At 62.3% G+C, this 24,555-nt stretch carries 21 protein-coding genes and 2 tRNA genes; 10 read left to right on the top strand and 13 right to left on the bottom strand.

Translation table 11 applies throughout. The annotated features are described in order from the left end of the window. The first annotated feature begins 20 nt into the window (after positions 1–20). Together AB3N21_RS02280 and AB3N21_RS02275 are read left to right on the top strand one after the other, a co-directional pair. Positions 21–857: an alkaline phosphatase family protein gene (locus AB3N21_RS02280; RefSeq protein WP_367933687.1), complete on the top strand. Its 837-nt coding sequence runs from the start codon at positions 21–23 to the stop codon at positions 855–857. A gap of 55 nt (positions 858–912) precedes the next feature. Further along, on the top strand, positions 913–1,473 hold the full coding sequence (locus AB3N21_RS02275) for a DUF4453 domain-containing protein (RefSeq protein ID WP_367933686.1): 561 nt from the start codon (positions 913–915) through the stop codon (positions 1,471–1,473). 86 nt (positions 1,474–1,559) lie between these two features. On the opposite strand, the gene AB3N21_RS02270 is transcribed toward AB3N21_RS02275, so the two are convergent. The 4 genes from AB3N21_RS02270 to AB3N21_RS02255 form a co-directional block, all read right to left on the bottom strand. Further along, a complete protein-coding gene (locus AB3N21_RS02270) occupies positions 1,560–2,483 on the bottom strand; it encodes an alpha/beta hydrolase (RefSeq protein WP_367933685.1) in 924 nt (307 codons plus the stop codon). A gap of 11 nt (positions 2,484–2,494) precedes the next feature. Further along, complete coding sequence (locus AB3N21_RS02265; protein ID WP_367933684.1) at positions 2,495–4,384, bottom strand: acyl-CoA synthetase; 1,890 nt, start codon at positions 4,382–4,384, stop codon at positions 2,495–2,497. A 161-nt stretch (positions 4,385–4,545) separates the two neighbouring features. Next, entirely contained in the window at positions 4,546–6,366 is a 1,821-nt protein-coding gene (locus AB3N21_RS02260) for an ABC transporter transmembrane domain-containing protein (RefSeq protein WP_367933683.1), read from the bottom strand. A 132-nt stretch (positions 6,367–6,498) separates the two neighbouring features. Beyond that, positions 6,499–6,572, bottom strand: a tRNA-Gly gene (locus AB3N21_RS02255). A gap of 248 nt (positions 6,573–6,820) precedes the next feature. Between AB3N21_RS02255 and AB3N21_RS02250 the strand changes: the two genes are divergently transcribed. Further along, on the top strand, positions 6,821–8,710 hold the full coding sequence (locus tag AB3N21_RS02250; RefSeq protein WP_367933682.1) for a PhoX family phosphatase: 1,890 nt from the start codon (positions 6,821–6,823) through the stop codon (positions 8,708–8,710). Between the two features lie 119 nt (positions 8,711–8,829). On the opposite strand, the gene AB3N21_RS02245 is transcribed toward AB3N21_RS02250, so the two are convergent. Together AB3N21_RS02245 and AB3N21_RS02240 are read right to left on the bottom strand one after the other, a co-directional pair. Then, complete coding sequence (locus tag AB3N21_RS02245) at positions 8,830–11,010, bottom strand: molybdopterin cofactor-binding domain-containing protein (protein WP_367933681.1); 2,181 nt, start codon at positions 11,008–11,010, stop codon at positions 8,830–8,832. Between the two features lies 1 nt (position 11,011). Beyond that, positions 11,012–11,476: a (2Fe-2S)-binding protein gene (locus tag AB3N21_RS02240; protein WP_367933680.1), complete on the bottom strand. Its 465-nt coding sequence runs from the start codon at positions 11,474–11,476 to the stop codon at positions 11,012–11,014. Positions 11,477–11,616: 140 nt separating this feature from the next. On the opposite strand from AB3N21_RS02240, the gene AB3N21_RS02235 reads away from it, so the two are divergent. Further along, entirely contained in the window at positions 11,617–12,222 is a 606-nt protein-coding gene (locus AB3N21_RS02235; protein WP_367933679.1) for a TetR/AcrR family transcriptional regulator, read from the top strand. 336 nt (positions 12,223–12,558) lie between these two features. Here the strand turns inward: AB3N21_RS02235 and AB3N21_RS02230 are convergent, their stop codons facing one another. Continuing rightward, the gene (locus tag AB3N21_RS02230) at positions 12,559–13,320 is read right to left on the bottom strand and encodes an NAD kinase (RefSeq protein ID WP_171173725.1); all 762 of its coding nucleotides are present in this window, start codon (positions 13,318–13,320) and stop codon (positions 12,559–12,561) included. 169 nt (positions 13,321–13,489) lie between these two features. Between AB3N21_RS02230 and glyA the strand changes: the two genes are divergently transcribed. Beyond that, entirely contained in the window at positions 13,490–14,785 is a 1,296-nt protein-coding gene (gene glyA, locus AB3N21_RS02225) for a serine hydroxymethyltransferase (RefSeq protein WP_367933678.1), read from the top strand. 172 nt (positions 14,786–14,957) lie between these two features. Here the strand turns inward: glyA and AB3N21_RS02220 are convergent, their stop codons facing one another. The 4 genes from AB3N21_RS02220 to AB3N21_RS02205 form a co-directional block, all read right to left on the bottom strand. After that, the gene (locus tag AB3N21_RS02220) at positions 14,958–15,242 is read right to left on the bottom strand and encodes a hypothetical protein (RefSeq protein ID WP_171173723.1); all 285 of its coding nucleotides are present in this window, start codon (positions 15,240–15,242) and stop codon (positions 14,958–14,960) included. A 60-nt stretch (positions 15,243–15,302) separates the two neighbouring features. Further along, complete coding sequence (locus AB3N21_RS02215; protein ID WP_367933677.1) at positions 15,303–15,980, bottom strand: PspA/IM30 family protein; 678 nt, start codon at positions 15,978–15,980, stop codon at positions 15,303–15,305. A 93-nt stretch (positions 15,981–16,073) separates the two neighbouring features. Continuing rightward, positions 16,074–16,664, bottom strand: a complete 591-nt coding sequence (locus tag AB3N21_RS02210; RefSeq protein ID WP_367933676.1) for a TetR/AcrR family transcriptional regulator — start codon at positions 16,662–16,664, stop codon at positions 16,074–16,076. A gap of 58 nt (positions 16,665–16,722) precedes the next feature. Further along, positions 16,723–17,097 (bottom strand): hypothetical protein, encoded by a 375-nt coding sequence (locus AB3N21_RS02205; RefSeq protein ID WP_171173720.1) that lies wholly within the window; start codon positions 17,095–17,097, stop codon positions 16,723–16,725. A gap of 93 nt (positions 17,098–17,190) precedes the next feature. Here AB3N21_RS02205 and AB3N21_RS02200 point away from each other — a divergent pair, with 93 nt between their 5' ends. Then, positions 17,191–17,949, top strand: coding sequence for an alpha/beta fold hydrolase (locus tag AB3N21_RS02200; RefSeq protein WP_367933675.1), 759 nt, complete (start codon positions 17,191–17,193; stop codon positions 17,947–17,949). Between the two features lie 9 nt (positions 17,950–17,958). Here the strand turns inward: AB3N21_RS02200 and AB3N21_RS02195 are convergent, their stop codons facing one another. Both AB3N21_RS02195 and AB3N21_RS02190 read right to left on the bottom strand, forming a co-directional pair. After that, the gene (locus AB3N21_RS02195) at positions 17,959–18,141 is read right to left on the bottom strand and encodes a hypothetical protein (protein ID WP_367933674.1); all 183 of its coding nucleotides are present in this window, start codon (positions 18,139–18,141) and stop codon (positions 17,959–17,961) included. A gap of 87 nt (positions 18,142–18,228) precedes the next feature. Continuing rightward, entirely contained in the window at positions 18,229–18,621 is a 393-nt protein-coding gene (locus AB3N21_RS02190; protein WP_367933673.1) for a rhodanese-like domain-containing protein, read from the bottom strand. A 303-nt stretch (positions 18,622–18,924) separates the two neighbouring features. Here AB3N21_RS02190 and AB3N21_RS02185 point away from each other — a divergent pair. From AB3N21_RS02185 to AB3N21_RS02170, 4 genes are all read left to right on the top strand, one after another. Continuing rightward, a tRNA-Glu gene (locus tag AB3N21_RS02185) sits at positions 18,925–18,999 on the top strand. A gap of 262 nt (positions 19,000–19,261) precedes the next feature. After that, entirely contained in the window at positions 19,262–20,230 is a 969-nt protein-coding gene (locus AB3N21_RS02180; protein WP_367933672.1) for a carbon-nitrogen hydrolase family protein, read from the top strand. A gap of 56 nt (positions 20,231–20,286) precedes the next feature. Then, positions 20,287–23,040, top strand: a complete 2,754-nt coding sequence (locus tag AB3N21_RS02175; RefSeq protein ID WP_367933671.1) for an aminotransferase class I/II-fold pyridoxal phosphate-dependent enzyme — start codon at positions 20,287–20,289, stop codon at positions 23,038–23,040. Then, on the top strand, positions 23,037–24,506 hold the full coding sequence (locus AB3N21_RS02170; RefSeq protein WP_367933923.1) for a biotin carboxylase: 1,470 nt from the start codon (positions 23,037–23,039) through the stop codon (positions 24,504–24,506). Before AB3N21_RS02175 ends, AB3N21_RS02170 begins: the two co-directional genes overlap by 4 nt. Positions 24,507–24,555 lie beyond the last annotated feature (49 nt).

The raw sequence follows: 24,555 nt of genomic DNA, 5'->3' as shown, positions 1-24,555 counted from the left end.
CCCGCGAAAAGGAGATCGCGATGGACCGTAAAATGCTGCTGATCGTCCTGGACGGGGTGCCCTGGCGCAACTTCCGCCGCCTGTTCGGCAATCTCGAAGGCTGGGTACAGACCGGCGAGGCGCGGGTGTGGAAGCTGCGCGCAGTGCTGCCGTCCATCTCGGCCAGCTGCTATGCCTCGATCCACACCGGGGTGGTTCCTGCCGAGCACGGCTGCACCGGCAATGGCAACGTGTTCCGGCTCAGCCACAAGGATATCTTTTCGCAGGTGCGCGAGGCCGGAGGTGTCACCTGCGCGGTCACCCACAGCTTCTGGTCGCAGTTCTTCAACCGCCATCCCTTCGATTTCGTGCGGGACGTGGAATATGACGAACCGGACAGCCAGACCATCAACCATGGCCGGTTCCACACGATGACCGGGTACGGCAGGGACAATCAGATGACGCCGTCCGACGTCGATCTCTTTGCGACGCTGACCAATCTCTGCCTGCGTTTCGGGCTGGATTACGGCATCCTGCATACCTGCACGCTGGACAGCATGGGGCATCGCTTTTATCACGAATGCCACGAGATGGATCATGCCTGTTTTGTCATGGACGAAATGCTGGCCCCGTTCATCCCGCGCTGGCGGCAGTTGGGGTACGAGGTGATCGTGACCGCCGATCACGGTCAGGACGAGCGTGGCCATCACGGCGGGCGCCACCCGCTGCAACAGGAAACCGCGCTCTATTACTTCGGGGATGCCGAAGGCCCCGCCGAGGACTACGTGATCGAACAATTGCAGCTGGCCCCCACCATCCTCACCCGCATGGGCGCGCCGGTGGCCGAGACCATGAAGGCCGAGCCTTTCCTGAAATAGCGGAACGTGGCACCCTGGACCCGTTTCAAGCTTTCAATTGCTACGGGTCATTGCGATGCACAGGGTATTTCTGTTCCTTCTTCTTTCGACCTCTCCGGCCTGGGCCGGAGGGGATGGCTGCCACGATCTGTGGTTCACCCGCAACCTGATCATGGACCGCGCCGGTTATTGCTTCGGCTCGGCGCTGGGACAGGCCGCGTTCGACAACAGCGATTGCATCGGGAAATCGGTGTCCCTCGATCCCGCATCCGCGCAGATGGTGGACCAGATCCGCGGAATGGAACGCTTTCACGGCTGCACGGTCGATACCGGTCAGGTGTGGCTCGATCTGGACGATGTGTTCATCCGGCGGCAACTCACGGATCTGCCGATCCGGGAAGAGTTTGAAAGCGCCTGCATCGGCTGGTTGGGACCGGTCACGATCCTCTATTCCGGCCATAGCCCCGGCGCCGTCCCGGTTGGGCAGATTCAGCCCGGTGACACGCTGAGCTATTCCCATCTCCCGGTCGGCAACTGGACCTATCTCACGGTGCGGGGCCCGGACTGGCAGATCAAGGGCGGCGGCTGGCTGGACACCGCCGCCACGCCCGAGCAATGCCGCGAGGTCGCGGGTTAGAGCATGTCGCACAAAAGTGGGAACCGGTTATGCGCTTCCCGGGCATGCGAAATCAAAATAGTCAGAGCGCGTTGCGCTCCACGGCCTCAGTCGTAGGGCCACACCTCCTGCCCCAGCGCCTCGATGGCCACGACGATGCGCTCGAAACTGTCCTGCGCCCGGGTGACCGAGCTGCGCGCACGCAGGTAGCCGTGCACCAGCCCCTCTTCGTTGATCCAGCACGCCTTGCCGCCGGCCGCTTGCACCCGCTCGCAATAGTCGCGACCGTCATCGCGCAGAGGATCGCAGCCGGCGGTAACAACCACCGTCAGCGGCAGGCCCGAGAAATCGCTCTCCCGCAGCGGCGCATAAGAGGGATCGTCCAGAGGTTCATCCCCCTCACACCGCACGGTCTTGTAAAACCGCAGATCCTCAAGGCTCAGCAACGGCGCATGCGCATGTTCGATGTATGAACCCTCGCCCATGTCGCCGCCGAGACCGGGATAGATCAGCACCTGCCCCAGAATGCTCTCCAGCCGCCCGCGCGCATGATGCGCCACGCAGGCCGCCAGATTGCCCCCGGCGCTGTCACCGGCCAGCACCAGCGGGTCGCCAAACTCTGTGGCGGCCCATTCCGTGGCGGTCCAGCAATCCTCGAACTGCGCCGGATGGTGGAACTCGGGACACAGCCGGTAATCCACCGCCACCACGCGATAGCCGGTCTGAACGCAGATCTCGGCGCAGACATCGTCATGACTGTCGAGCCCACCAACGACAAAACCGCCGCCATGGTAATAGACGACGGTTCGGGTGGGATCACCGGCGGAATAGATGCGGACCGGAACGCCGTTCGCGGACCGGTCCTCGGTCGCGACGCCATCCGGGCGCCCCTGATGGAACACCCGGCACATGTCGTCATAGACCCGCCGCTGATCGGCGATGGAGAGGTTGACCGCATCCTCGGGGTAACTCTCCAATGTCCGCCTGATGAAGGTCCAGGTTTCCTCGTCGATCAGCCGGTCATAATCCATTGCCCCTCCGCTCAGGCTGCCCATTCCCAAGGCCGGGTATAGGCACCCAGCACCTTGCTGACATCGTCCTCGGAGGAGCCCTGCGCGTCAAGCTGTGCGACCAGCCCGCGTTTCTTGTCGTCGATCACCGAGACCACGCGCGCCGACACCCCGGCCTGTTCCAGCGCGCCGTTATAGATGCGGGTGATCGCCATCTTGCGCAGATCGGGTTTGAACACCTTGCCCACGGCGGTCTTGGGCAGTTCCGTCAGAATAGTCATGTGCTTGGGCTGCGCGGCGCGTTCGTGCACATGCACCTTGCAATGCTCCAGCAGCTCCGCCTCGGAAATCGACGCGCCCTCGACCAGTTCGACAAAGGCGCAGGGCACTTCGCCCGAATGGGCATCGGGCTGACCAATGGCGCCCGCAAAGGCCACCGCCTCATGCGCCAGCAGCGCCTCTTCGATCTCGGCGGGGTCGATATTATGGCCGCCGCGGATAATCAGGTCCTTGGCGCGGCCGGTAATCCACAGATAGCCGTCCCCGTCAAACCGGCCCAGATCGCCGGTGCGCAAGTATTTGTCGTGGTGATAGAGGTTCGCGTTCTTGTCCGCCTCGGTATAGGTATTGCCCGCAAAGACGCCAGGGTTCGAGATGCAGATCTCGCCGATCTCATCGACCGCGCATTCGCCGGGGCCATCCGGACCGTCGCGCAGGATCTTGACGTCGGTGTAGGGGAACGGGATGCCGATCGAGCCGATCTTCTTCTCGCCATCGACCGGGTTGCATGAGACCAGGCAGGTCGCCTCGGTCAGGCCATAGCCCTCAACGATGGTGACACCGGTTGCCTGCTCGAACCGGCGGAACAGCTCCACCGGCAGCGGCGCCGAGCCGGAGAACGCAGTCTTGACCGTCGAGATATCGGCATCGACCGGGCGCTGCATCTTGGCCGAGATAGCGGTGGGCACGGTGATGATGAACGAGATCTTCCAGCGCTCGATCAGCTTCCAGAAATTGTCGAACACCCCATCGCCGCGATACCCGGCGGGTGTCGGGAACACCACATGCGCGCCCGAGGACACGGCGGCCATGACGATCACATGACAGGCAAAGACATGGAACATCGGCAGCGGGCACATGATGTTGTCGTTTTCCGAGAACAGCAGCGTGTGCCCCAGCCAGCCGTTATAGATCATGCCGGAATACTTGTGCTGCGCCACCTTGGGCATGCCGGTGGTGCCGCCGGTGTGGAAATAGCAGGCCACCCGGTCCTCGGTACTGTCCGCAAAGCTCAGCGCGCTCGGCTGTTTGGCCAGTTCCTTGTTGAAGTTCAGGTAATCCGCGTGGGCCAGATGCTCCTTGTCCTGCAGCTTGGGCCGGACCAGCGGCACGATCCACGACTTGGGCGGCGTCAGATAGCGGTTGAGGTCGATCTCCAGCACGGTGTTCACACCTGGCGCGTGGCGTACCGCCTCGGCCACCTTCTGGGCGATATCGGTCTTGGGGAAGGGTTTCAGCGTCACCACCACCTTGGCGCCGGTTTCCCGCAGGATCGAGGCGATCTGTTCCGGCTCCAGCAGCGGGTTGATCGGGTTGACGATCCCGGCCACGGCCCCGCCCATCATGGTGATCAGCGTCTCGTTGCTGTTGGGCAGCACATAGGCCACCACATCCTTCTCGCCGATACCGAGCGAGCGGAACAGGTTCGCGGCCTGATTGACCTTGCCCAGCAGTTGCGACCAGGTCAGCGTTTCTGCCTTGTCGGTCGGGCCGGACAGCAACTGGAAACTGAGCGCCTTGTGGTTGGGAAACTTTCCAGCAGTCCGCGCCAGCAGCGCGTGCAGCGTGATCGGCAGATCACGCTCCTCCCACGCCATTTCTCCCTCGATCCGTGCCCGGTCTTCCAACCCCGCAAATGCCATACGGCTTCCTCCCCTTATGTGCCACCCGTCCTCCCGGGTGTTTGTTCGTTCCGCTCCAAGATGAGAGCAAATCCTCGTCTGCGCAAGCGAGGGCTTATCGGGAGAGGGTCAACATGGATAGAATGACGCTACGGCGATTGGGAAGGTGCCGGAACGTCACTTCATTCGGCGGCCAGACCGTCGGTAAACTGCAGCCGCGCCAGACGGGCATAGAGGCCATCCTGCGCCACTAGCTCGTCATGGGTGCCCTGCGCTACGATGCGGCCAGCCTCCATCACAACGATGCGGTCCGCCTTTTTCACCGTTGCCAGCCGGTGCGCCACGATCAGTGTGGTCCGTCCGGCGCTCAGCTCGTCCACCGCCCGTTGCACCGCAAGCTCGCTTTCGGCATCCAGAGCCGAGGTCGCCTCGTCCAGCAGCAGCACCGGCGCGTCACGCAGGATGGCGCGGGCGATGGCGATGCGCTGTTTCTGACCGCCCGACAGCATCACGCCGCGCTCGCCGACAAAGCTGTCATAGCCTTCGGGCAAGGCGGCGATAAAATCATGCGCGGCGGCGGCGCGGGCAGCGGCCTCGACCTCGGCGTCTGAGGCGTCGGGGCGGCCAAAGCGGATATTGTCGCGGGCCGAGGCGGCGAAGATCACCGGGTCCTGCGGCACCAGCGCGATATGGCGGCGGAACGCGGCCCGGTCCATGGTCCGCAGGTTCACGCCATCCATCGTGACGCTGCCCGCATCCGGGTCATAAAACCGCTGGATCATCTGGATCACCGTGGTCTTGCCGGCGCCGGAGGGACCGACAAAGGCCACCGTCTCACCCGGTTTTACCTGTAGCGACATGCCGTCCAGCGCAACCACATCCGGGCGCGCGGGATAGCGAAAGTTCACATCCTGAAAGCCGATCTCGCCACGCACCGGCTCAGGCAACACCTGCGGCTGCGCAGGATCAATCACCGTGTCCTCGGCGTTGAGCAATTCCACCAGCCGCTCGGTCGCTCCGGCGGCGCGCTGCAACTCGCTCCAGATCTCCGACAGCGCCGCGACAGAGCCCGCCATGATCACCGAGTAGATCACGAACTGGATCAACGTGCCCTCGGTCATCAGCCCGGCGCGCACGTCGTTGGCGCCCATCCACAACACGCCGACTATGCCGGAAAACACCAGAAAGATGACGATCACCGTCAGCACCGCGCGCGTCTGGATGCGCCGCAGCGAAACGGTATACGCGGTCTCGGTCATCTCGGCGAATTGCGACCGGCTGGCGATCTCATGCGTAAAGGCCTGCACGGTCTGCACCGCGCCCAGCGCCTCGCCCGCATTGCCCGAGGACGCCGCGATCCAGTCCTGATTCTCGCGGCTGATACCGCGCAGACGGCGGCCCAGCACCAGGATCGGCACCACCACCACCGGGATCAGCAGCAGCACCATGCCGGTCAGCTTGGCCGAAGTCAGCAGCATCAGCACCAGACCGCCCAAAAACATCAGCATGTTGCGCAGCGCGATCGACACCGACGAGCCCAGAACAGACTGAATCAGCGTGGTATCGGTGGTGATCCGGCTCAGCACCTCGCCGGTCATGATGCGCTCAAAGAACTCGGGACTCATCCCGATGATGCGGTCAAAGACGGCCTCGCGGATGTCGGCCACAACCCGTTCGCCCAGCCGCGTCACCAGCGCATAGCGCACGCCGGTGCCCAGCGCCAGAATCGCGGCGATGCCAAGGGCGGCCAGAAAATACTGATCCAGCAGCGCCCCATCCTCGATCCGGAAGTGATCCACCACGCGGCGCACCGCCAGCGGCAGGGTCAGCGACATGCTCGCCGTCACCACCAGCGCCACGGTCGCGCCGATCATCAGCAGCCGGTAGGGCTTCATGAAGGGCCAGAGCGACCCCAAAACGCCGAGCTTCTTGGACCCGGCCCGCTCTTCGCTGGCCCCCGGTGCGGGGGTGGCTGACGATTGTGCGGACTGAGTGCGTGCCATATCAGGCCCTTGTTGCTGTTTCTTCGCGATGCCCGTGCTTCTTGGCGGCAGAGCCGCGCAGCGTCAAGCAACGCTGCCCCTTGCTGTGCAGCACAGGTCCATTTGACGCAAGCGAAAGCGGATTGGAAGAACTGGAGCGGGTAGACGGAATCGAACCGACATAGCCTGCTTGGAAGGCAGGGGCTTTACCATTAAGCTATACCCGCTCTGGTTCCCCGTCACTAGGACAAGCTACGGGGATGGTCAAGCCGGTTCTTCTTGACACCGATCCACCTCCGAAATGCGGTCTACTTCCCCGATCACAGGGAACACGGGCGCAATCCCACCCGTCCCCGCCACGCCGCAAAAATTGGTTTCAGCCTCCGGGTGAAGCGCACGCAACTCTGTTAGCTGATTGTCACATTCTCGCTCTAAACCTGCGTTATCCCGCAACTTCAGATAGCCAGGAACCCCCATGAAAGACATTGATCCCAAGACACTTTCCGCTGACGACTGGGACGAACTGCACTTTCCCCGCCCTGAAGAGAGCGATTTCGACCGCGTCGTCGAAGCCGCGATTTCACGCCGTGGCTTTCTGGGCGGCGTGCTGGCCTTTGGCTCGGGGGCTGCGGCGATGGGCGCCGGGCTGCTGGGCTCAACCTCGGCGCAGGCCGCTGAGGCCTCGCGCTTTGCCTTCACGCCGATCCCCGCGCAGACCGATGGCACGGTACATGTGCCCGAGGGCTATAGCTGGAAGATCCTGATGCGTTGGGGCGACCCGCTGTTTTCGGACGCCGACGGCTATGACGTCACCGAGGGCGGCCCGGTGGAAAACTCGGACAGGATCTTTGGCGAAAACACCGACGGGATGGAGACATTCTCGTTCCGGGGTCACCAGTTGATCGCGATCAATCACGAGTATCCCAACCGCAAGATCAACCTGCCCGCCGCGCAGGAGGGGACACCTGCCAGCGCCGATGACGTGCTGAAATTGCAAAACCTTCAAGGTGTGACGGTGATGGAGATCACCGAGGGCCCCGATGGCTGGTCGGTTGTCAAGGACAGCCCCTTCAACCGCCGCATTCACCACAACACGCCGATGCGAATCGTGGGTCCGGCGGCGGGTCATGACCTGCTCAAGACCGAGGCCGACCCGACCGGCACGTCCTCGCTGGGCACCATGAACAATTGCGGCTCAGGCAAGACCCCCTGGGGCACCTACTTGACCTGCGAAGAAAACTTCAACGGCTACTTTGGCTCCTCGGATGAAAACGCCAGCTATGACCAGAAGGTCGCGGACGGCATGGAGCGCTACGGCATCAAAGCGGAAAGCTGGAACGGCTACGAACTCTTCGACCCGCGCTTTGACACCTCGAAAAACCCGAACGAGCCGCACCGCGCCGGTTGGATCGTCGAAATCGACCCGACCAAACCGGACAGCACTCCGGTCAAGCACACCGGGCTGGGCCGTTTCAAGCATGAGAATGCCGAGGTTGTTCTGGCCCCCGACAGCCGCGTAGTGGTTTATATGGGCGACGATGAACGGGGCGAATACCTCTACCGCTTCGTGTCGAACGATCCTTTCGTCCCGGGCAACCCGACCGAGGGTCTGCTGAACGACGGAACGCTCTATGTCGCCAAGTTCAACGACGATCAGACCGGCGAATGGCTGGCTCTGACGCCCGAGACCACGGGCATGGAGGCCGCCGATATCGCGATCTTCACCCGCATGGCGGCGTCCGCCGTGGGTGGCACCACCATGGACCGGCCCGAATGGGTCGCCACCAGCCCGGTATCTGCCGAGGCCTATTGCTGTCTGACCAACAACAAGAACCGGGGCGTCAAACCCAACGCGGGCGGCGACGACACCTCGGCCAACGGCCCCAACCCGCGTAACGAAAACAGGTATGGTCAGATCGTGCGCTGGCGTCCGGCGGATGAGGATCACGCCGCCGACGGGTTCGACTGGGATCTCTACGTCATGGCGGGCAACCCGACCGTGCATCAGGATGATCGCGCCGGTTCGCCAAACGTGAACGAGGGCAACCTGTTCAACTCGCCCGACGGCATGGCTATCGACTCGACCGGTCTGGTCTGGATTCAGACCGACGGCAATGACGACAACGAGGGCGATTTTGCCGGCAACGGCAACAACCAGATGCTGGTGGGTGACCCGGTGACGGGTGAAATCGCGCGTTTCATGACCGGCCCCAATGGCTGCGAAGTGACCGGGCTGGCCTGGTCCGCCGACAAGCGCACCGCCTTTGTCGGCATCCAGCACCCAGGCAGCAACTGGCCCGACGGGGGCACACCGCGCTCTGCCGTGATCGCCATCAAACGCGACGACAACGGCCAGATCGGCTGAGCCTGCTTGCACAAACAAACGCCCCCGACCGCTGGGTCGGGGGCGTTTTGCTGCTTTGACAGGATCAAAGCGTTTCTATCTACGCCCCCGCTTGATCGCCGTGGGCGCAATCGGGCCGGTCAGACGAAAGCCACCCCATTCTCGGCCATCGGCAGGCTGCCCACCCGCAGATCGCTGGCCGCCGCAATAGCATTGGCCAAGGCGGGCGCCGCAGGCGGTGTGCCCGGCTCGCCCACACCGGTCGGCGCCTCGGCCGACGGCACGATATGTACGTCGATGGCCGCGATGTCGCCGATGCGCAGGGGCTCGTAATCCGGGAAGTTGAACTGATCGACGGCACCGCCGGTCAGCGTGATCTGATCGCGCATGACATGGCCAATACCATAACCGATCCCGCCTTCCATCTGCGCCTTGACCACATCCGGGTTCACCGCAAGACCGCAATCGACCGCGCAGGTGATCCGCTCGATCTTCACGCCATCTTCGGCATTGCCCGAAATCTCGGCCACCTCGGCGACATAAGAGCCAAAGGACTTGTGCACGGCAATACCCTGAGCACGGCCTGCGGGCGCATTGCCCCAGCCCGCCTTCTCCGCTGCCAGCTTCAGCACACCGGCCATCCGGTCCTGATCGGCACCGCCGGTCAGATAACGCAGGCGGAACTCGACCGCGTCCTGCCCCGCAGCCCTGGCGGCCATGTCCATCATGACCTCCATCACATAGGCCGTGTGGGTATGCCCCACCGACCGCCACCACAGCGTACTGGTCGCCTTCTTGGTGTCTGTCAGCCCGAAGAAACCGCCGGGGATCTGATAGGGGCTGTCAGATGTGCCCTCGACCGAGCTGTGATCGACCCCGTCATGGACGCTGAAATCCTCGAACGCGGTGCCCTTCATGATCGACTGACCGGCAATGCGGTGATCCCAGCCCACGATATTGCCGTCGGCATCCAGCCCGACACGAACCTTGTGGCCGAAGGCGGGGCGGTAATAGCCGCTGCGCAGATCGTCCTCACGCGACCAGACCAGTTTCACCGGGCGGGTTCGGTCGGTGACGACGAAGGCCAGCGCCGCCTCGACCTGATAGTCCGCATCCGGCGTCGCGCGGCGGCCAAAGGAGCCGCCCGCAAACATCGTGTTGATCTGGATCTTCTCCATCGGCAGCTCAAAGATCTGCGACAGGGCCATATGCGGGCCCGTGGGGAACTGGCAGCCGTCATGCAGCAGGATACCACCATCCTCGGTGGCCTGAATGGTGCAGGTCAGCGGCTCCATCGGCGCATGTGCAAGCAGCGGAAAGTAGAAGCTCTGCTCGACAACCTGCGCTGCTCCGTCCAGCGCGGCCTGAGTCGCCGCCGCGTCGGTTTTGTTGACGTTATATTCCGGCGCGGCATCCAGCGCGGCCATGATCTCGGCCTTGATCTGCTCGGAATCGCGCGTTTCGGCCGCAGAGACATCCCACTCGACCTCAAGCGCATCACGCGACTGCATCGCGGCCCAGGTGTTTTCCGCATACACGGCGACACCGGCGTTGTTCGGCAGGGTCTGGGACATGATGTAGCCCTTGATCCCCTGCGCCGCGCTATCGTCGAAGCCGGTCACCATGGCGCCACGCTGCTCGGGGCGCTTGATCATGGTCACCATCTGGTTCGGCAGATGCACGTCCATCGCATATTGCGCGGTTCCATTGCCCTTGATCGCGCTGTCCACGCGGCGAACCTCGGTGTTTCCGATCAGACGGAACTCGGACGGATCCTTGAGCCTGGGTTCTGCCGGGGCCTCCAACTCGGCGGCGGCAGCCACGAAGTCACCCAGCGGCGCGGACTGACCGGCACCGGCAATGACGCCCTCATCCAGCGTTAGTTCCGAGGCATCGACGCCCCAGGCCTGCGCGGCGGCGTTCAGCAGCATCTCACGCGCGGCAGCTCCTGCGGTGCGATATTGCTGGAACGAGTTCGCCATGGCGGTCGAGCCGCCGGTGCCCTGGAACTGCCCGAACAGCAGATTGTTATAGAGCGCGGGGTTCGACGGGGCGAATTCGTATCCGATCTGATCCATTCGCAGGCCGATTTCCTCGGCGATCAGCGTGGTCAGGCCGGTGGCCGGGCCCTGCCCTTTCTCGAAATGCTTGACGATGGCGGTGACCGAGCCGTCCGACCCGATCTTGACGAACGGGTTCAGCATGGCGCTTTCGCCCGAGGCGGCGGCAATGGCCCCATCCGGACGGGCACCGACCATCAGAACGGCGGTGGCGGCAGCGGCCCCTTTCAGGAACCCGCGGCGAGAAGTGTTCACGGTCATATCAGGCCTCCAGAATTTCGGCTGCGCGCTGAATGCCCGCCCGGATGCGCTGATAGGTGGCGCAGCGGCAGGCATTCCCGTGCATGTAACTGTCAATCTCTTCGACGGTAGGCTTGGCGTTCTCCGACAGCAGCCCAACGGCAGACATGATCTGCCCGGACTGGCAATAGCCGCATTGCACCACGTCCAGCTCGACCCAGGCCTGCTGCACAGCGGCCCCGATCTCGCTGTCCTCCATCGCCTCGATGGTGGTGATCTCGGCCTCGCCCACATCCTCGATATAGGTCTGGCACGACCGCACCGGTTCACCGTCCAGATGCACGGTGCAGGCCCCGCAGGACGCGACACCGCAGCCGAACTTGGTCCCGGTCATCTTGAGTTCGTCCCGGATCACCCACAACAGCGGTGTTCCGGGTTCGGCGTCGACGTCATGCGTCTGGCCGTTCAGTTTGAGTGAGATTGTCATGAAAGTGCCTCCCGTGCAGCATCAGGCTGGTGAGTCGGTAAACTGGTGCGTTTACCGTATGCAAAGCCACCCAGGGTGTAAACTGCAAAGTTTACCACCTTGATTGACGGTTACGTGAATTTGGCCCATAGCTGGATGTCATGTACGAGTGCAGCGGCCCCAATGCGTCGAAATACGCGCAGATCATTGATGCCGCCGTAGAGGAGTTCCAGGAAAAGGGGTTCTCTGCGGCCAGCATGGATCGGGTGTCGGCACGGGCCGAGGTCTCCAAGCGGACGGTCTACAAGTATTTTGAAAGCAAGGAAAAACTGTTTCGCTCGATTGTCAGCGTTCTGGCCGAGCGGTTCGCGGACATGCGGCACATCCGCTATGAGCCGGACCGGGACATCCGGGAACAGCTGATCGAACTGGGCTGGGCCGAAGGAAGGCTGCTGATCTCGCCCGAGGTCATGGCGATGGCGCGGATGATCATCAGCGAAACCCTGCGCAATCCCGATCTGGCCGAGGCGGCACAGGGCAAGATCGACAAGACCGGCGCCTTCATTGACATGCTGCGCGCCGCCAGCGAGGACGGCCAGCTGAACGTGCCCGATCCGGAAGAGGCCGCACAGGAATTCATCGCGCTGCTGAAGGCCAAGGCGTTCTGGCCCTATATCTTCGGCTCTGCCCTGGTCTCGGAAGAGCAGATGCAGAAAATCGTCGAAAGCAGCGTCGAGATGATGATGTGCCGATACGGCACCGGATGAAACTGGCCGGGCGGGCCATGGCAAGCAGCAAATGCGCCGCGCCCGATGCGCGACTCTCGCCGCCCCGGCGCCTGCACAATAATAGACCCCGGGCCTTGCAGCTCCCCTGCGCCCGGGGTCCTCTTGATCAAAATATCCCCGGTTTCTTGTGGTGAATGCGGCGTTAACCACACCCGCCAGCGCGAAACATGCGCAATCTTGTCGAACACGTCGGTCGGTGGCCACTCACCTCCACCAGGACGTTTCCTCCGGGTAAGACAAGCATATGCCGAAGCAGCCCCGCCTGCCTGTGATCTGGTTCACAGAACTCGGAACCTTTTTTAAGAAATCTTAATTTTACGTAAACTGTTCCGAAATCAGGCGCTCTTCCAGCCCGTGACCCGGATCGAACAGGATGCGGTGCGAGATTGCAGGCTCGGACCGGATTTCGACCCAGTCGATATCCGAAATGGAGATCGAGTCCGCGTCCGCCATCACGGGGCGCTTGTCGGCCTCCACGACGTCAAAACGCACATGCGCGGTTTTCGGCAGAACCGCCCCCCGCCAGCGCCGGGGGCGGAATGCGGCAATCGCGGTCATGGCCAGAACATCCGAGCCGATGGGCAGAATGGGACCATGGGCGGAATAGTTGTAGGCGGTGGAGCCCGCCGGGGTTGAAACCAGCGCGCCATCACAAACCAGCTCGGCCAACCGCAGCCGCCCGTCGATGGTGATCTTGAGCCGGGCCGCCTGCGGACCGGCACGCAGCAGCGAGACCTCGTTGATCGCCAGCGCCTCATGCACCCGCCCCGCCTGATCCATTGCCGTCATCGCAAGCGGGTTGATGATCTCTTCCTCCGCCGCCGCCAGACGATCCAGCAGATCGGTTTCGGAATACTCGTTCATCAGAAACCCGATGGTGCCGCGGTTCATGCCGTAAACCGGCGCATGCAAATGCTTGCTGCTGTGCAATGTGCGCAGCATGAACCCGTCCCCCCCAAGGGCCACGATCACGTCGGCGTCGCCGGGGGCGGCATTGCCATAGCGCCCGATCAGGGCGGCGCGGGCGGTCTGGGCCACCGGAGCGTCACTGGCCAGAAAAGCGATTCTCTTACTCATCAATTTCGGTTTCCGGTGCTGCGCATTTGGTTCCGAAACAAACATACCTTTCCCCGAGAGACCAGAGTTGACGCCACAGCGGGCCATTTCGTCGCTTTATAACCTTTCTCGGATCGCTGGTTTCCGATAGGAAATTCGCCAAACACACCCCCAGCCATTTGGAGCCCCCATGAACGCCAACCTTCGTGACACCGGTTTCTTCACCCAGTCTCTTGCGGATCGGGACCCTGAGCTGTTCGGCTCGGTCACCTCTGAACTTGGCCGCCAGCGCGACGAGATCGAGCTGATCGCCAGCGAGAACATCGTCTCGGCCGCCGTGATGGAGGCGCAGGGCTCGGTGATGACAAACAAATACGCCGAGGGCTATCCCGGGCGCCGCTACTATGGCGGCTGCCAGTTCGTCGATGTCGCCGAGAACCTGGCCATCGACCGTGCCAAACAGCTCTTTGGCTGTGAGTTCGCCAACGTGCAGCCGAACTCGGGTTCGCAGGCCAACCAGGGCGTGTTCCAGGCGCTGATAAAGCCGGGCGACACCATTCTGGGCATGAGCCTGGACGCAGGCGGCCACCTGACCCACGGCGCGGCCCCGAACCAGTCGGGCAAGTGGTTCAACGCCATCCACTACGGCGTGCGCAAACAGGACAACCTGATCGACTATGAGCAGATCGAATCGCTGGCGAAAGAGCATCAGCCCAAGCTGATCATCGCGGGTGGCTCGGCCATCCCGCGCGTCATCGACTTTGCCCGTATGCGTGAAATCGCCGACATGGTCGGCGCCTACCTGCATGTGGACATGGCCCATATCGCCGGCCTGGTCGCAGCAGGTGAGCACCCCTCGCCCTTCCCGCATGCGCATGTGGCCACCACCACCACCCACAAGACCCTGCGCGGCCCGCGCGGCGGCATGATCCTGACCAATGACGAGGCCATCGCCAAAAAGGTCAACTCGGCCATCTTCCCCGGCATTCAGGGCGGCCCGCTGATGCACGTGATCGCCGGTAAGGCCGTCGCTTTCGGTGAAGCGCTGCAGCCTGCGTTCAAGGACTACATCAAGCAGGTCGTGGTCAATGCGCAGGCGCTGTCGGATCAGTTGATCAAGGGCGGGCTGGACACCGTGACCCACGGCACCGACACCCATGTGGTGCTGGTGGACCTGCGCCCCAAAGGCGTGAAGGGCAATGCGACCGAAAAGGCCCTGGGCCGCGCGCATATCACCTGCAACAAGAACGGCGTGCCGTTCGACCCGGAAAAACCGACCATCACCAGCGGCATCCGCCTGGGCTCGCCCGCCGGCACCACCCGCGGCTTTGGCGAGACCGAGTTTCGTCAGATCGCCGACTGGATCATCGAGGTCGTTGACGGCCTGGCCGCCAATGGCGAGGACGGCAACGGTGCGGTCGAGGCCAAGGTAAAGGCCGAAGTGGCCGAGCTGTGCGCCCGTTTCCCGCTCTATCCGAATCTGTAACCGTACAGACCCGACAAAACCGCCCCGCCGCTGAACTTGTCCGCGGCGGGGCATTTATTTGCGAGGAGCACCCGCAAAGGATCGGAGGGCTCCCGCCCCTTCTGCCCGCATCTTAGATGCAGGCAAAAGCGTTGGGCCCGGCGCCGCGCCTTTCGGCGCGGCGGGGCAAGCGTCAGATGTCGGACTTCGGATCCTTCAGCGCCTCTTCCAGCAGCTTTTCGTTGCGCGCCTCCTCGATGCGGTTGATCCGGTCCTCGGACGAGCGGTAGTCGAAGCGGTATTTCACCACGTTGATCAGGCTCAACGTCAGCAGCACCACGCCCATGCCCCAGTACCCCTTGGTGGCCAGCGGCACGTCGGTGGACAGCCACAGCGAGATCGCCAGCAGGACATAGGCCAGCACAACACCGGCGCCGTTCAGCATCAGGATCAGGGCGTTTTCGTTACGAGTATTCATCTTGTCTCTCCATTCATTCGGTAAAGTCACCGGCTCTCATGAGGTCCGGACAGTGTCGGTTCAGTCCTTGGCCTTGAGGCGGCTCAGAACGTCAGCGGCGGTCGATCGGGTCTTGGGACCAAAGCCCGCCTCTTCCATCCGCGCGGCAACGGCGGAGTGATCCAGCGTCGCGTCGATCTCGCGCAGGATTTCGCCCTGCTCGAACGGGTCGTCCTGCTGCATCACGCGGGCAATCAGGCTTTCGGCCTCTTCGATGGGGCTCTCGCCGCCCACATGGCGGTTCAGCCGTTTCTGCAGCCCCTGCTCGCGCCTGACCGCACGGGCGGCAATCGCGCCCTGCTTCAGGTCGATGATGCGGCGGCTGGCGGCATCGACGGTCTGGCGCAGCTGCAGGATGCGGGTATCGAGCCGGTCGAGGGTCTGGCGGCGCACCGCAGCCTCGTTTTCCAGATCCGCCACCGCCTGCGCAGCACTTTGCGCTAGATCCTCGCGCCCGCCATCCAGCGCCTCCTGCGCGCGAGTCATCAGGTCGGCGATCCGCCCCTGCAGCCCGTCCACCTGGCGCTGCTCTCCGCGCTGGCGCTGGATCAGGCTTGCCAGGGTCAGCTTGGCCGCCTTCAGGCTGCTCTCTGCCTCGCGGATCTTCTGGTCGATCAGTTCAATGGAATAAGTGTCACGCAATTGCTCTTCCGCGCGGGCATTTGCACCGACGATCAGGGTCTTCAACGTGCCGAACATGGGTTCCTCCAATATCATGAACATCGTTCACAAATTTGAGATAGCAAATCCATGAACGCCGTTCAAGGTACTTTATGAACGTTGTTCAGGAAACTATTTGTTTCCAATCTGGCGAAGAACCTGCCCGATCATCCGCTCGATCTGTTCCGGCGGCACGCCCGAGATACGGTTTTCCAGCCCCAGACTCACGATCCCGTGCACCGAAGAGAACAGCGCCCGGGTCATCAGTTCCAGCTCTTCCCGCTTCATCTCGGGGAAGATCTGCGACACCGGCTCCGAGATCAGACCGAAAAGCCCCGCCAGCGCCTCGCGATACCAATCGGGCACCGGCCCGTCCTGTGTCATCTTCAGTTCGAACAGCGCCCGCCAGAGATTGGTATGCGCATCTGCAAAGCGCAGATAGGCCGTGCTCATCACGATCAACCGCTGCACCGGCGCCTCGCTGCCATCGAAGGAATCGGAGACCGCCTGCCCCAAAGCGCGGAAAGTACGGCCATTCACGGCCATCACGATGGCATTGAGATCCTCGAAGGCATTGTAGATCGCCCCCAACGCACAGCCCGCGTCCCGGGCGAGGTCCCGCGCGCGCAATTCGCCCAGGCCCTCACGGTCAATGCGAACCTCGGCCGCCTCGACCAGTTTCTCGCGCAGCTGCGCCCTGCGGGCCTGGGACTTCGATGACATGGCGTTCCTTTCCTGAACCATGTTCAGGAATAGCCGGAGCACGCCGCCGGGAAAAGGGTCAGATCACGCCTTGCCAGCGCAAAAACACCAGCAGCAGGATGGCAAACACCAGAATGTTGAAGGCCAGCCCGCCCAGCATGCTCAGCAGCCAACCCTTACGCCGGTCGGCCAGATCGATGGCGCGCAGATGCGCCTGCACCTCCTGCACCGCGGTGACCAGCTTCGGTGTATCCAGCGTAAGCCGCAGCTTCGGGTGATTGGCCAGCGGTTCAGCCTTGGCCAGTTCCATCGCCTGCCCGTGAATACGGCGCGGCAACCGGTGCCGGGCCCGGCGCAGCGAGGCGGCCAGCGTTTTGCCGCGCACGCCCAGCTTGGCGCGCAACAACGCGATGGTCTCGGCAATCTGGTCCTGTACGGCAATCTGTTCTGACATCCAAACGGGCCTCCTGGCCGGACAGTCTACCGGCTTGTCCTTGCGGCCTCAATGGGGCTGGCCCATCGCTACGGGGCCGGGTATCACCTACCCATGTTGAACATGATCCATTTCGGCACCCCGACCGACACCCCGCCCCTACTGATCGCCCATGGCCTCTATGGCTCGGCCCGCAACTGGGGGGTGATCGCCAAACGCCTGTCGGACGAGCGGCAGGTGATCTCGGTTGATATGCGCAACCACGGGCAAAGCCCCTGGTCGGACACCCATGACTACCCCGCGCTGGCGGCGGATCTGGCCGAGGTGATCGAGGCCATCGGTGGGCAGGCGGATGTGGTGGGCCATTCCATGGGCGGCAAGGCGGCAATGACGCTGGCGCTGAACCACGGGATGCTGGTGCGCAAGCTGGTGGTCGCCGACATCGCGCCGGTCGCCTATGGGCACAGCCAGATCCAGTATATTCAGGCGATGCGAGCCGTGGACCTGGCACAGGTCGAACGCCGCTCGGATGCCGAGGCGCAACTGGCCACCCAAGGGGTCGAGAAGGCGCTACAGAGCTTTTTCACCCAGTCGCTGGACCTGCCCGCAAAGCGCTGGCGGCTGAACCTGGACAGCCTGGCCGCCGAGATGCCACGGATCATGGGTTTCCCACAGGGCGGCACCGCTTGGTCCGGCCCGTCGCTGTTCCTGTCGGGCGCGGCTTCGGATTACGTTCTGCCCGAACACCGCGACCCGATCCGCGCACTGTTCCCGCAGGCCCGCTTTGCCAAGGTCCCCGGCGCCGGGCACTGGCTGCACGCGGAAAAACCCCGCGAGTTCGAGGCCGCAACGCGCGCCTTTCTCAACGCCTGATCAGGCCGACTACCCTGTGTAGAGATGCCGGGCCACCAGCCAGGACGCCGGTGCGGCCAGAACGAACCCCGCCCCGGCGGCCCAGAGGATCGCCGCCACCGAAACCATGCCCGCCGACAAAACCGCGATCACGGCGGTCCCCGCTAGGGCTGTGGAGATCAGGGAATAGAGAATTGCAGCAAGACGCATCATGGCCGGTGATTCCTGTTCAAAACCGTTCGGCCATGACATTAGCGGGTTGGAATATGTACCACTTTGACCTGTATCAGATCGGGCCGATCACATCCCGGGATCGACCGGCTCGATCACCGCGCCGCCGCCCTGCTGCCAGTCGGTCAGCCCGCCCAGATTGTAGACCTCGGCGTACCCCATCTCCTTGAGCAACTTGCCTGCCAGCGCGGCGCGCCCGCCCGAGGCGCAGTGCAGCACGATCGGCCGGTCGAACCGCAACTCGGAGTCGTGATACTGGGTCGTGGGATCGGCACGAAACTCAAGCATGCCGCGCGGGATGTGATGCGCCTCGACGGCGCGCCCGCTGCGCTCCAACTCGGGCGCATCCCGGATGTCGAGCAGCAACGCCCCTTGGGCCACCAATTCCTGCGCCTTCGCACCGTCGATCCGTTCGACCACCGCGTTGGCGGCCTCCATCATGTCCTTGACCGTCAATGGCATTTGGCAGTTCTCCCTGATCGTTCACAGGCAAGCTAACATGCGGCATTCCCGAGGTGTAGACCGCGTTCGTCGGCAAACCGACGGCGATTCCCCCGAACATTGGACCAGCGCACGCGCGCACCTGAATACGCTTGTCTTTGCGGAGTAACAGCCCTTCAGAGACTCTGCCCTTCTCACCGCGCGAAACTGTTCACGCCGGTATTGCCACCCTCCAACCGGTTCATTTGCCTTGAAGCGATTTTTTCGACCGCTACTCTTGCGCCGCACGGGTGCAATCCGTAAAAGCCCCTGACATGCCGCTTTGGCCCGTTCGTCTATCGGTTAGGACGCCAGGTTTTCAACCTGGAAAGAGGGGTTCGATTCCCCTACGGGCTACCATCCCTCCCCAATGCTGATCCGTCCAGAACCCGCCATAGCGTGTGCCTACACCCGCGCATCGCGACGTCTGGAGTGCATTTTGCCCCTAAAAGGCGCTCCGATGCCGAAAAACCGACTTAGAGATAAGCAGATTTCCGTCGCGCAGTGGCAGGCGAAAGCCGGACGGAATTCCCTCGAAATAGATGCATTTGATAATTCTCTCCACGCATTCTAGGCTCGGGGGCACAGCCAGCCGTGGCCAAGAAAAGAGGCAGACACATACATGACCCCATTTGCAATCGCAGGCGTTCAGATGCACGTTTCCGCGCTTCATTCGAACGTGGAGGCGATGCGCCATCGGATCGAGATCCTGATGGCCCGGTTCCCCTGGACCCAGATGGTCGTTTTCTCCGAGCTGGCGCCTTATGGACCTCTCGATCAGTTTGCGCAGCCGTTTCCGAACGACGCGCTTGCGCAGTTTCAGGACGATGCACGCCGGTTCGGCATCTGGCTGATCCCGGGCTCAATGTTTGAAAAACGCCCCGACGGTCGGATTTTCAATACATCGGTCGTCATCAACCCGCAGGGCGAAATCGTCAAGAAATACGCCAAGATGTTCCCGTTCAAACCCTATGAACAGGGCATCGCATCGGGGACGGATTTCTGCGTCTTCGACGTGCCCGAGGTCGGGCGGCTCGGACTGTCGATTTGCTATGACATCTGGTTCCCGGAAACCACGCGGCAACTGACCAGCCAGGGGGTCGAGGTTCTGCTGCATCCGGTTCTGACCGGCACCACGGATCGCGACGCCGAGATTGCCATTGCACGGGCAACGGCAGCGCAGTTCCAATGCTACGTCTTCGACGTGAACGGGCTTGGCGCAGGCGGTGTGGGGCGCTCGCTTGTGGTCGACCCGACCGCAACCGTTCTGCACCAGTCCGCCGGGCAAGAGGATATGTTCCCCATCGAGATCGACCTCGACAACGTGCGCCGTCAGCGCGAAACCGGCCTCAATGGGCTGGGTCAGGTCCTAAAAAGCTTCAGGGATCGTGAGGCCGATTTCCCGATTTACGACCGCGCCAGCGGCGCAGACGCGTACCTGCACACGCTGGGCCCGCTTGAAACGCCAAAACAGGGGTCAAAGGCGGGGGTTGGCGTCCGCGATCCCCGGACGGTTTTGGCCGAGGACAGCCGATCTCGCGCCGATCACGTCACCATACCGGCGTTCAAGGGGAGAACCGGAACCGGGTGATTTCGCGTCGCGCCATAAGCTGTCGAATTGTTCGATGTGTCACGGAGGAGTAAGAGATGAACCTGCAACACACGAGCACAAAGCTGCCATCGGTCAGTGACTATTACAGCGCAACGCAACTGCGCGCCGACCGATGGAGCGCCCTGCGCGAAACCGCTGAATCCATGCTCGTCCACGATGTCGCAGGGCGACAAGGCGCCAAGCTGTTGCAGACGGCCGAGGCATTGCTCGACGCGCTTGCACCGATCGAAGTGTACTGGGCGTTCCCGGGCGCGCACGTTTTCGAACATCTCAGGAAATTGCTCGAACAGCGAAACATCGAAGATCTTTCGATTTCGGTACGGCGCGTCGCCCGCGCCCTGACCTCGGGTGCCTATCGGCGGCGCACAATCCCCATCGGCAGCGATGAAATCGACAATGAGGATTACGAGGACGAAAGCACCCTCCCGCCCGAAGACCGCGCATTGGGGCGCCCCTATTTCGAGGTTCTGATCGTCGACAACGTCAACGAGCATCAGGAACGGTTCCTGCGAAACAACCTCTACCGTGTCCGCCGGGCCGAGGACCCGTTCATCTATGAGCCGGTGATTGTGCCCAGCCTCGAAGACGCGCTCATGGGCATCCTCTTCAATCACAATGTGCAGGCGGTGATCGTCCGGCCCGGTCTTGTGCTCAAATCCAAGAACGTCTTGCCGATCATCCAGCAATATCTCGACCGCCTGAAAGAGGACGAGCATGTCGATGCCCTGCAACCCAGCGAGTACGGCCCCGAAGCCTGCCGTCTGATCGCAAAGGTCCGCCCCGAGCTTGACGCCTATCTGATCACGGATCGCTCAGCCGAGGATATCGCCGGGATGGATTTGGGGCGCTGCCGCCGCGTGTTCTACAATCAGGAGGATTTTCTTGAGCTGCACCTCAACATCCTCCGCGGGGTGAACCGGCGCTACAAGACCCCGTTTTTCACCGCGCTCAAGGAATATTCCAAACAGCCCACCGGCGTCTTTCACGCCATGCCGATCAGCCGCGGCAAATCCATCAGCCGGTCGCACTGGATTCAGGATATGGGCGCCTTCTACGGGCCCAACATCTTTCTGGCGGAAACCTCGGCGACGTCGGGCGGGCTTGACAGCCTGCTGGAACCACGCGGCCCGATCAAGGAAGCGCAGGACATGGCCGCGCGCGCCTTCGGCTCGAAACAGACGTTCTTTGCCACCAACGGCACCTCTACCTGCAACAAGATTGTCGTTCAGGCCCTGATCCGGCCCGGCGACATCGTCCTTGTCGACCGCGATTGCCACAAATCGCACCATTACGGCATGGTTCTTGCCGGTGCGAACGTGGTCTACATGGACAGCTATCCGCTCCACGAATACTCGATGTACGGGGCGGTGCCGCTGCGCGAGATCAAGCATACGCTCCTTAAACTGAAGGCCGCCGGAAAACTGGACCGGGTGCGCATGGTCCTGCTGACCAACTGCACGTTTGACGGGCTTGTCTACAATGTCGAGCGGGTGATGGAGGAATGTCTGGCCATCAAGAAGGACCTCGTGTTCCTGTGGGACGAGGCGTGGTTCGCCTTTGCACGGTTCAGTCCGATGTACCGCCAGCGCACGGCCATGTCCGTGGCCAACACCCTTCGGACACGCCTGCGCGACGCATCCGGCAAAGAGGCCTGGGACAAGCAGCAGGACCGGCTGAAGGACGCCGACGAGGAAACGTTGCTGAACACCCGTCTCGTGCCCCCGCCGGATGCGCGCATCCGGGTCTATGCCACGCAATCGACACATAAAACCCTGACTTCGCTGCGCCAGGGGTCGATGATCCATGTCAACGATATGGACTTCAAGGGCGAGGTCGAACAGGCCTTTCACGAGGCCTACATGACGCACACCTCGACCTCACCCAACTATCAGATCATCGCGTCGCTGGATGTCGGCCGACGGCAGGTCGAGCTGGAAGGGTTCGAGTTCGTGCAGCGCCAGGTCGAAAGCGCCATGGCGATCCGGAGGGCAGTGACAAGTCATCCCCTGCTACAGAAATACTTCCGCGTCCTGACGCCCTCGCTCATGATCCCGCCCGAGTATCGCGAAAGCGGCATCGAAGCCTACTACGACGAACAGGATGGCTGGTCGGATAAATGGGAGATCTGGACCAAGGATGAGTTCGTGCTCGACCCGACCCGGGTCACGCTGGGGATCGGCGGAACCGGGTGGGATGGCGACACGTTCAAGACCGACATCCTGATGGACAGATACGGGATCCAGATCAACAAGACCTCCCGCAACACCGTCCTGTTCATGACCAATATCGGCACCACCCGCTCTTCGGTCGCCTATCTGATCGAGGTTCTGGTCGAGGTCGCCAAGGAATTGGACGAGCTGCTGGACGACGCCTCGAAAATGGAACGCCTGTCCTTCGACAAGCGGGTCGCGGGCCTTGTCGAACACGTACCGCCCCTGCCCGATTTCAGCCGGTTTCACGATGCCTTCCGATCAGGTACCGACACGCCCGAGGGCGACGTCCGCACGGCTTTCTTCCTCGCCTATAACGAGGACAATTGCGACTATCACGACCTCGACGACGTGCTGGTGGAGCGCCTCAACTCAGGCGAGGAACTGGTATCCGCCTCATTCATCATACCCTATCCTCCCGGATTTCCGATCCTTGTCCCCGGACAGGTGATCAGCCCTGAAATCCTGTCTTTCATGCGCGCGCTGGACGTCAGCGAAATCCATGGATACCGGCCCGATCTCGGTTTGCGGGTCTTCACCAACGAGGCCCTGCAAGGGCTAAACAAAAAAACGAAATAAGAGAGGACAGCCAAATGCCAAAGAAGACCCTGAAGAACATTTCAGAAATCCGGCGCTTCTTTCACACCAACAAGGATCCGATCTATTTCGTATCAGCCACCAACTTCAACCTGCTCGGCCTCGACGAATGGGTGAAGAATTTCAAATACATCTGCTACATGGATTGTTTCGACGGGCGCCACCCGAACGTGCTCGTCCCGTCCGAACTGCCGCATGACGAGTTCCAGTCCATCGAAGACATCAACAACTATCTCCTCCAGCACAAAGAGGTGATCGACTACGTCAAGGCGCGGGGCGGCAAGCCCAAGTTTGCCTTTCTGATGTTCGACGAGAAAACCGAAAAGCTGGTCAAGGAACTGGGCGGAGAGGTCTGGTTTCCCAAGGCCAAGCTGCGCACCAACATGGACAACAAGATCGAAACGGTCCGCATCGGCAACAAGGCAGGCGTTCCGTCCGTTCCCAACGTGCTGTCCGAGGTCGAAAGCTACGACCATCTGCGCGAGGTGTGTGAAAAGGCCGGGATCGGCCATGATCTGGTGCTGCAATCCGCATTCGGGGACAGCGGCCACACCACGTTCTTCATCAAGTCCGAGGCCGATTTCCGCAAGCACGAGCATGAGATCGTCGGCGAGGGCGAAATCAAGATCATGAAGCGGATCGATTGCCGCGGATCGGCGATCGAGGCGTGCGCCACCTCTCAGGGCACGATCGTCGGGCCGCTGATGACCGAACTGGTCGGTTTCAAGGAACTGACGCCCTATCGCGGCGGCTGGTGCGGGAACGAGATCTTCTCGACCGCCTTTCCGCCCAAAACCCGCCAAAAGGCCCGCGAGCTGACGTTCAAGTTCGGCGAGCAGCTTCGCAAGGAAGGCTATCGCGGGTATTTTGAGCTGGATTTCCTGATCGACAAGAAAACCGGAGACATCTGGCTGGGTGAGCTGAACCCGCGGATCACCGGCGCCTCGTCCATGACCAACCACGCCGCCTTTGCCCATGCGGACGCGCCGTTGTTCCTGTTTCACCTGCTCGAGTTCTCGAAAAAGCCGTTCAAGCTGGATGTCGAAGAACTCAACGCCCGCTGGGCTGACCCCGACATGATCGACAGCTGGTCGCAGATGGTGATCAAGCACACCGAAGACAACGTGGACATCATCACCCATGCCCCCGAAACGGGCATCTACAGGATGCTCCCCGATGGCCGCGTCGAATTCGACCGGTTCGACTATCACCGGCGCGCGGTCGAAAGCGATGACGAGGCCTTTTTCCTGCGGATTTCCAATGCCGGGGACTATCGCTACGAGGGGGCGGATCTCGGCATTCTGGTGACGCGCGGACGCTCCATGACGAAGGGCTTCCAACTGACCCAGAAATCCAAAAACTGGATCAACGGGATCAAGAACGCGTATTCGGCCCGGCCCCTGCCATCGGCCAGCGCATTCGACGATCCCGCATTCAAGATCATGTAGAACCCTGACCGAGGCAGGCCGCGCGCCGTGTGCTGCGGCCAGCTCTACC

Origin of the sequence: Ruegeria sp., assembly GCF_040830605.1 — a bacterium.
Classification (GTDB): domain Bacteria; phylum Pseudomonadota; class Alphaproteobacteria; order Rhodobacterales; family Rhodobacteraceae; genus Ruegeria.
Note: the sequence above shows the minus strand (reverse complement) of the source record. Positions and strands in the feature narration are given on the sequence as shown.

Coding starts and splice junctions, on each gene's coding strand:
- AB3N21_RS02280 (WP_367933687.1), top strand. CDS start 21: ATGGACCGTAAAATGCTGCTGATCGTCCTGGACGGGGTGCCCTGGCGC.
- AB3N21_RS02275 (WP_367933686.1), top strand. CDS start 913: ATGCACAGGGTATTTCTGTTCCTTCTTCTTTCGACCTCTCCGGCCTGG.
- AB3N21_RS02270 (WP_367933685.1), bottom strand. CDS start 2,483: ATGGATTATGACCGGCTGATCGACGAGGAAACCTGGACCTTCATCAGG.
- AB3N21_RS02265 (WP_367933684.1), bottom strand. CDS start 4,384: ATGGCATTTGCGGGGTTGGAAGACCGGGCACGGATCGAGGGAGAAATG.
- AB3N21_RS02260 (WP_367933683.1), bottom strand. CDS start 6,366: ATGGCACGCACTCAGTCCGCACAATCGTCAGCCACCCCCGCACCGGGG.
- AB3N21_RS02250 (WP_367933682.1), top strand. CDS start 6,821: ATGAAAGACATTGATCCCAAGACACTTTCCGCTGACGACTGGGACGAA.
- AB3N21_RS02245 (WP_367933681.1), bottom strand. CDS start 11,010: ATGACCGTGAACACTTCTCGCCGCGGGTTCCTGAAAGGGGCCGCTGCC.
- AB3N21_RS02240 (WP_367933680.1), bottom strand. CDS start 11,476: ATGACAATCTCACTCAAACTGAACGGCCAGACGCATGACGTCGACGCC.
- AB3N21_RS02235 (WP_367933679.1), top strand. CDS start 11,617: ATGTACGAGTGCAGCGGCCCCAATGCGTCGAAATACGCGCAGATCATT.
- AB3N21_RS02230 (WP_171173725.1), bottom strand. CDS start 13,320: ATGAGTAAGAGAATCGCTTTTCTGGCCAGTGACGCTCCGGTGGCCCAG.
- glyA (WP_367933678.1), top strand. CDS start 13,490: ATGAACGCCAACCTTCGTGACACCGGTTTCTTCACCCAGTCTCTTGCG.
- AB3N21_RS02220 (WP_171173723.1), bottom strand. CDS start 15,242: ATGAATACTCGTAACGAAAACGCCCTGATCCTGATGCTGAACGGCGCC.
- AB3N21_RS02215 (WP_367933677.1), bottom strand. CDS start 15,980: ATGTTCGGCACGTTGAAGACCCTGATCGTCGGTGCAAATGCCCGCGCG.
- AB3N21_RS02210 (WP_367933676.1), bottom strand. CDS start 16,664: ATGTCATCGAAGTCCCAGGCCCGCAGGGCGCAGCTGCGCGAGAAACTG.
- AB3N21_RS02205 (WP_171173720.1), bottom strand. CDS start 17,097: ATGTCAGAACAGATTGCCGTACAGGACCAGATTGCCGAGACCATCGCG.
- AB3N21_RS02200 (WP_367933675.1), top strand. CDS start 17,191: ATGTTGAACATGATCCATTTCGGCACCCCGACCGACACCCCGCCCCTA.
- AB3N21_RS02195 (WP_367933674.1), bottom strand. CDS start 18,141: ATGATGCGTCTTGCTGCAATTCTCTATTCCCTGATCTCCACAGCCCTA.
- AB3N21_RS02190 (WP_367933673.1), bottom strand. CDS start 18,621: ATGCCATTGACGGTCAAGGACATGATGGAGGCCGCCAACGCGGTGGTC.
- AB3N21_RS02180 (WP_367933672.1), top strand. CDS start 19,262: ATGACCCCATTTGCAATCGCAGGCGTTCAGATGCACGTTTCCGCGCTT.
- AB3N21_RS02175 (WP_367933671.1), top strand. CDS start 20,287: ATGAACCTGCAACACACGAGCACAAAGCTGCCATCGGTCAGTGACTAT.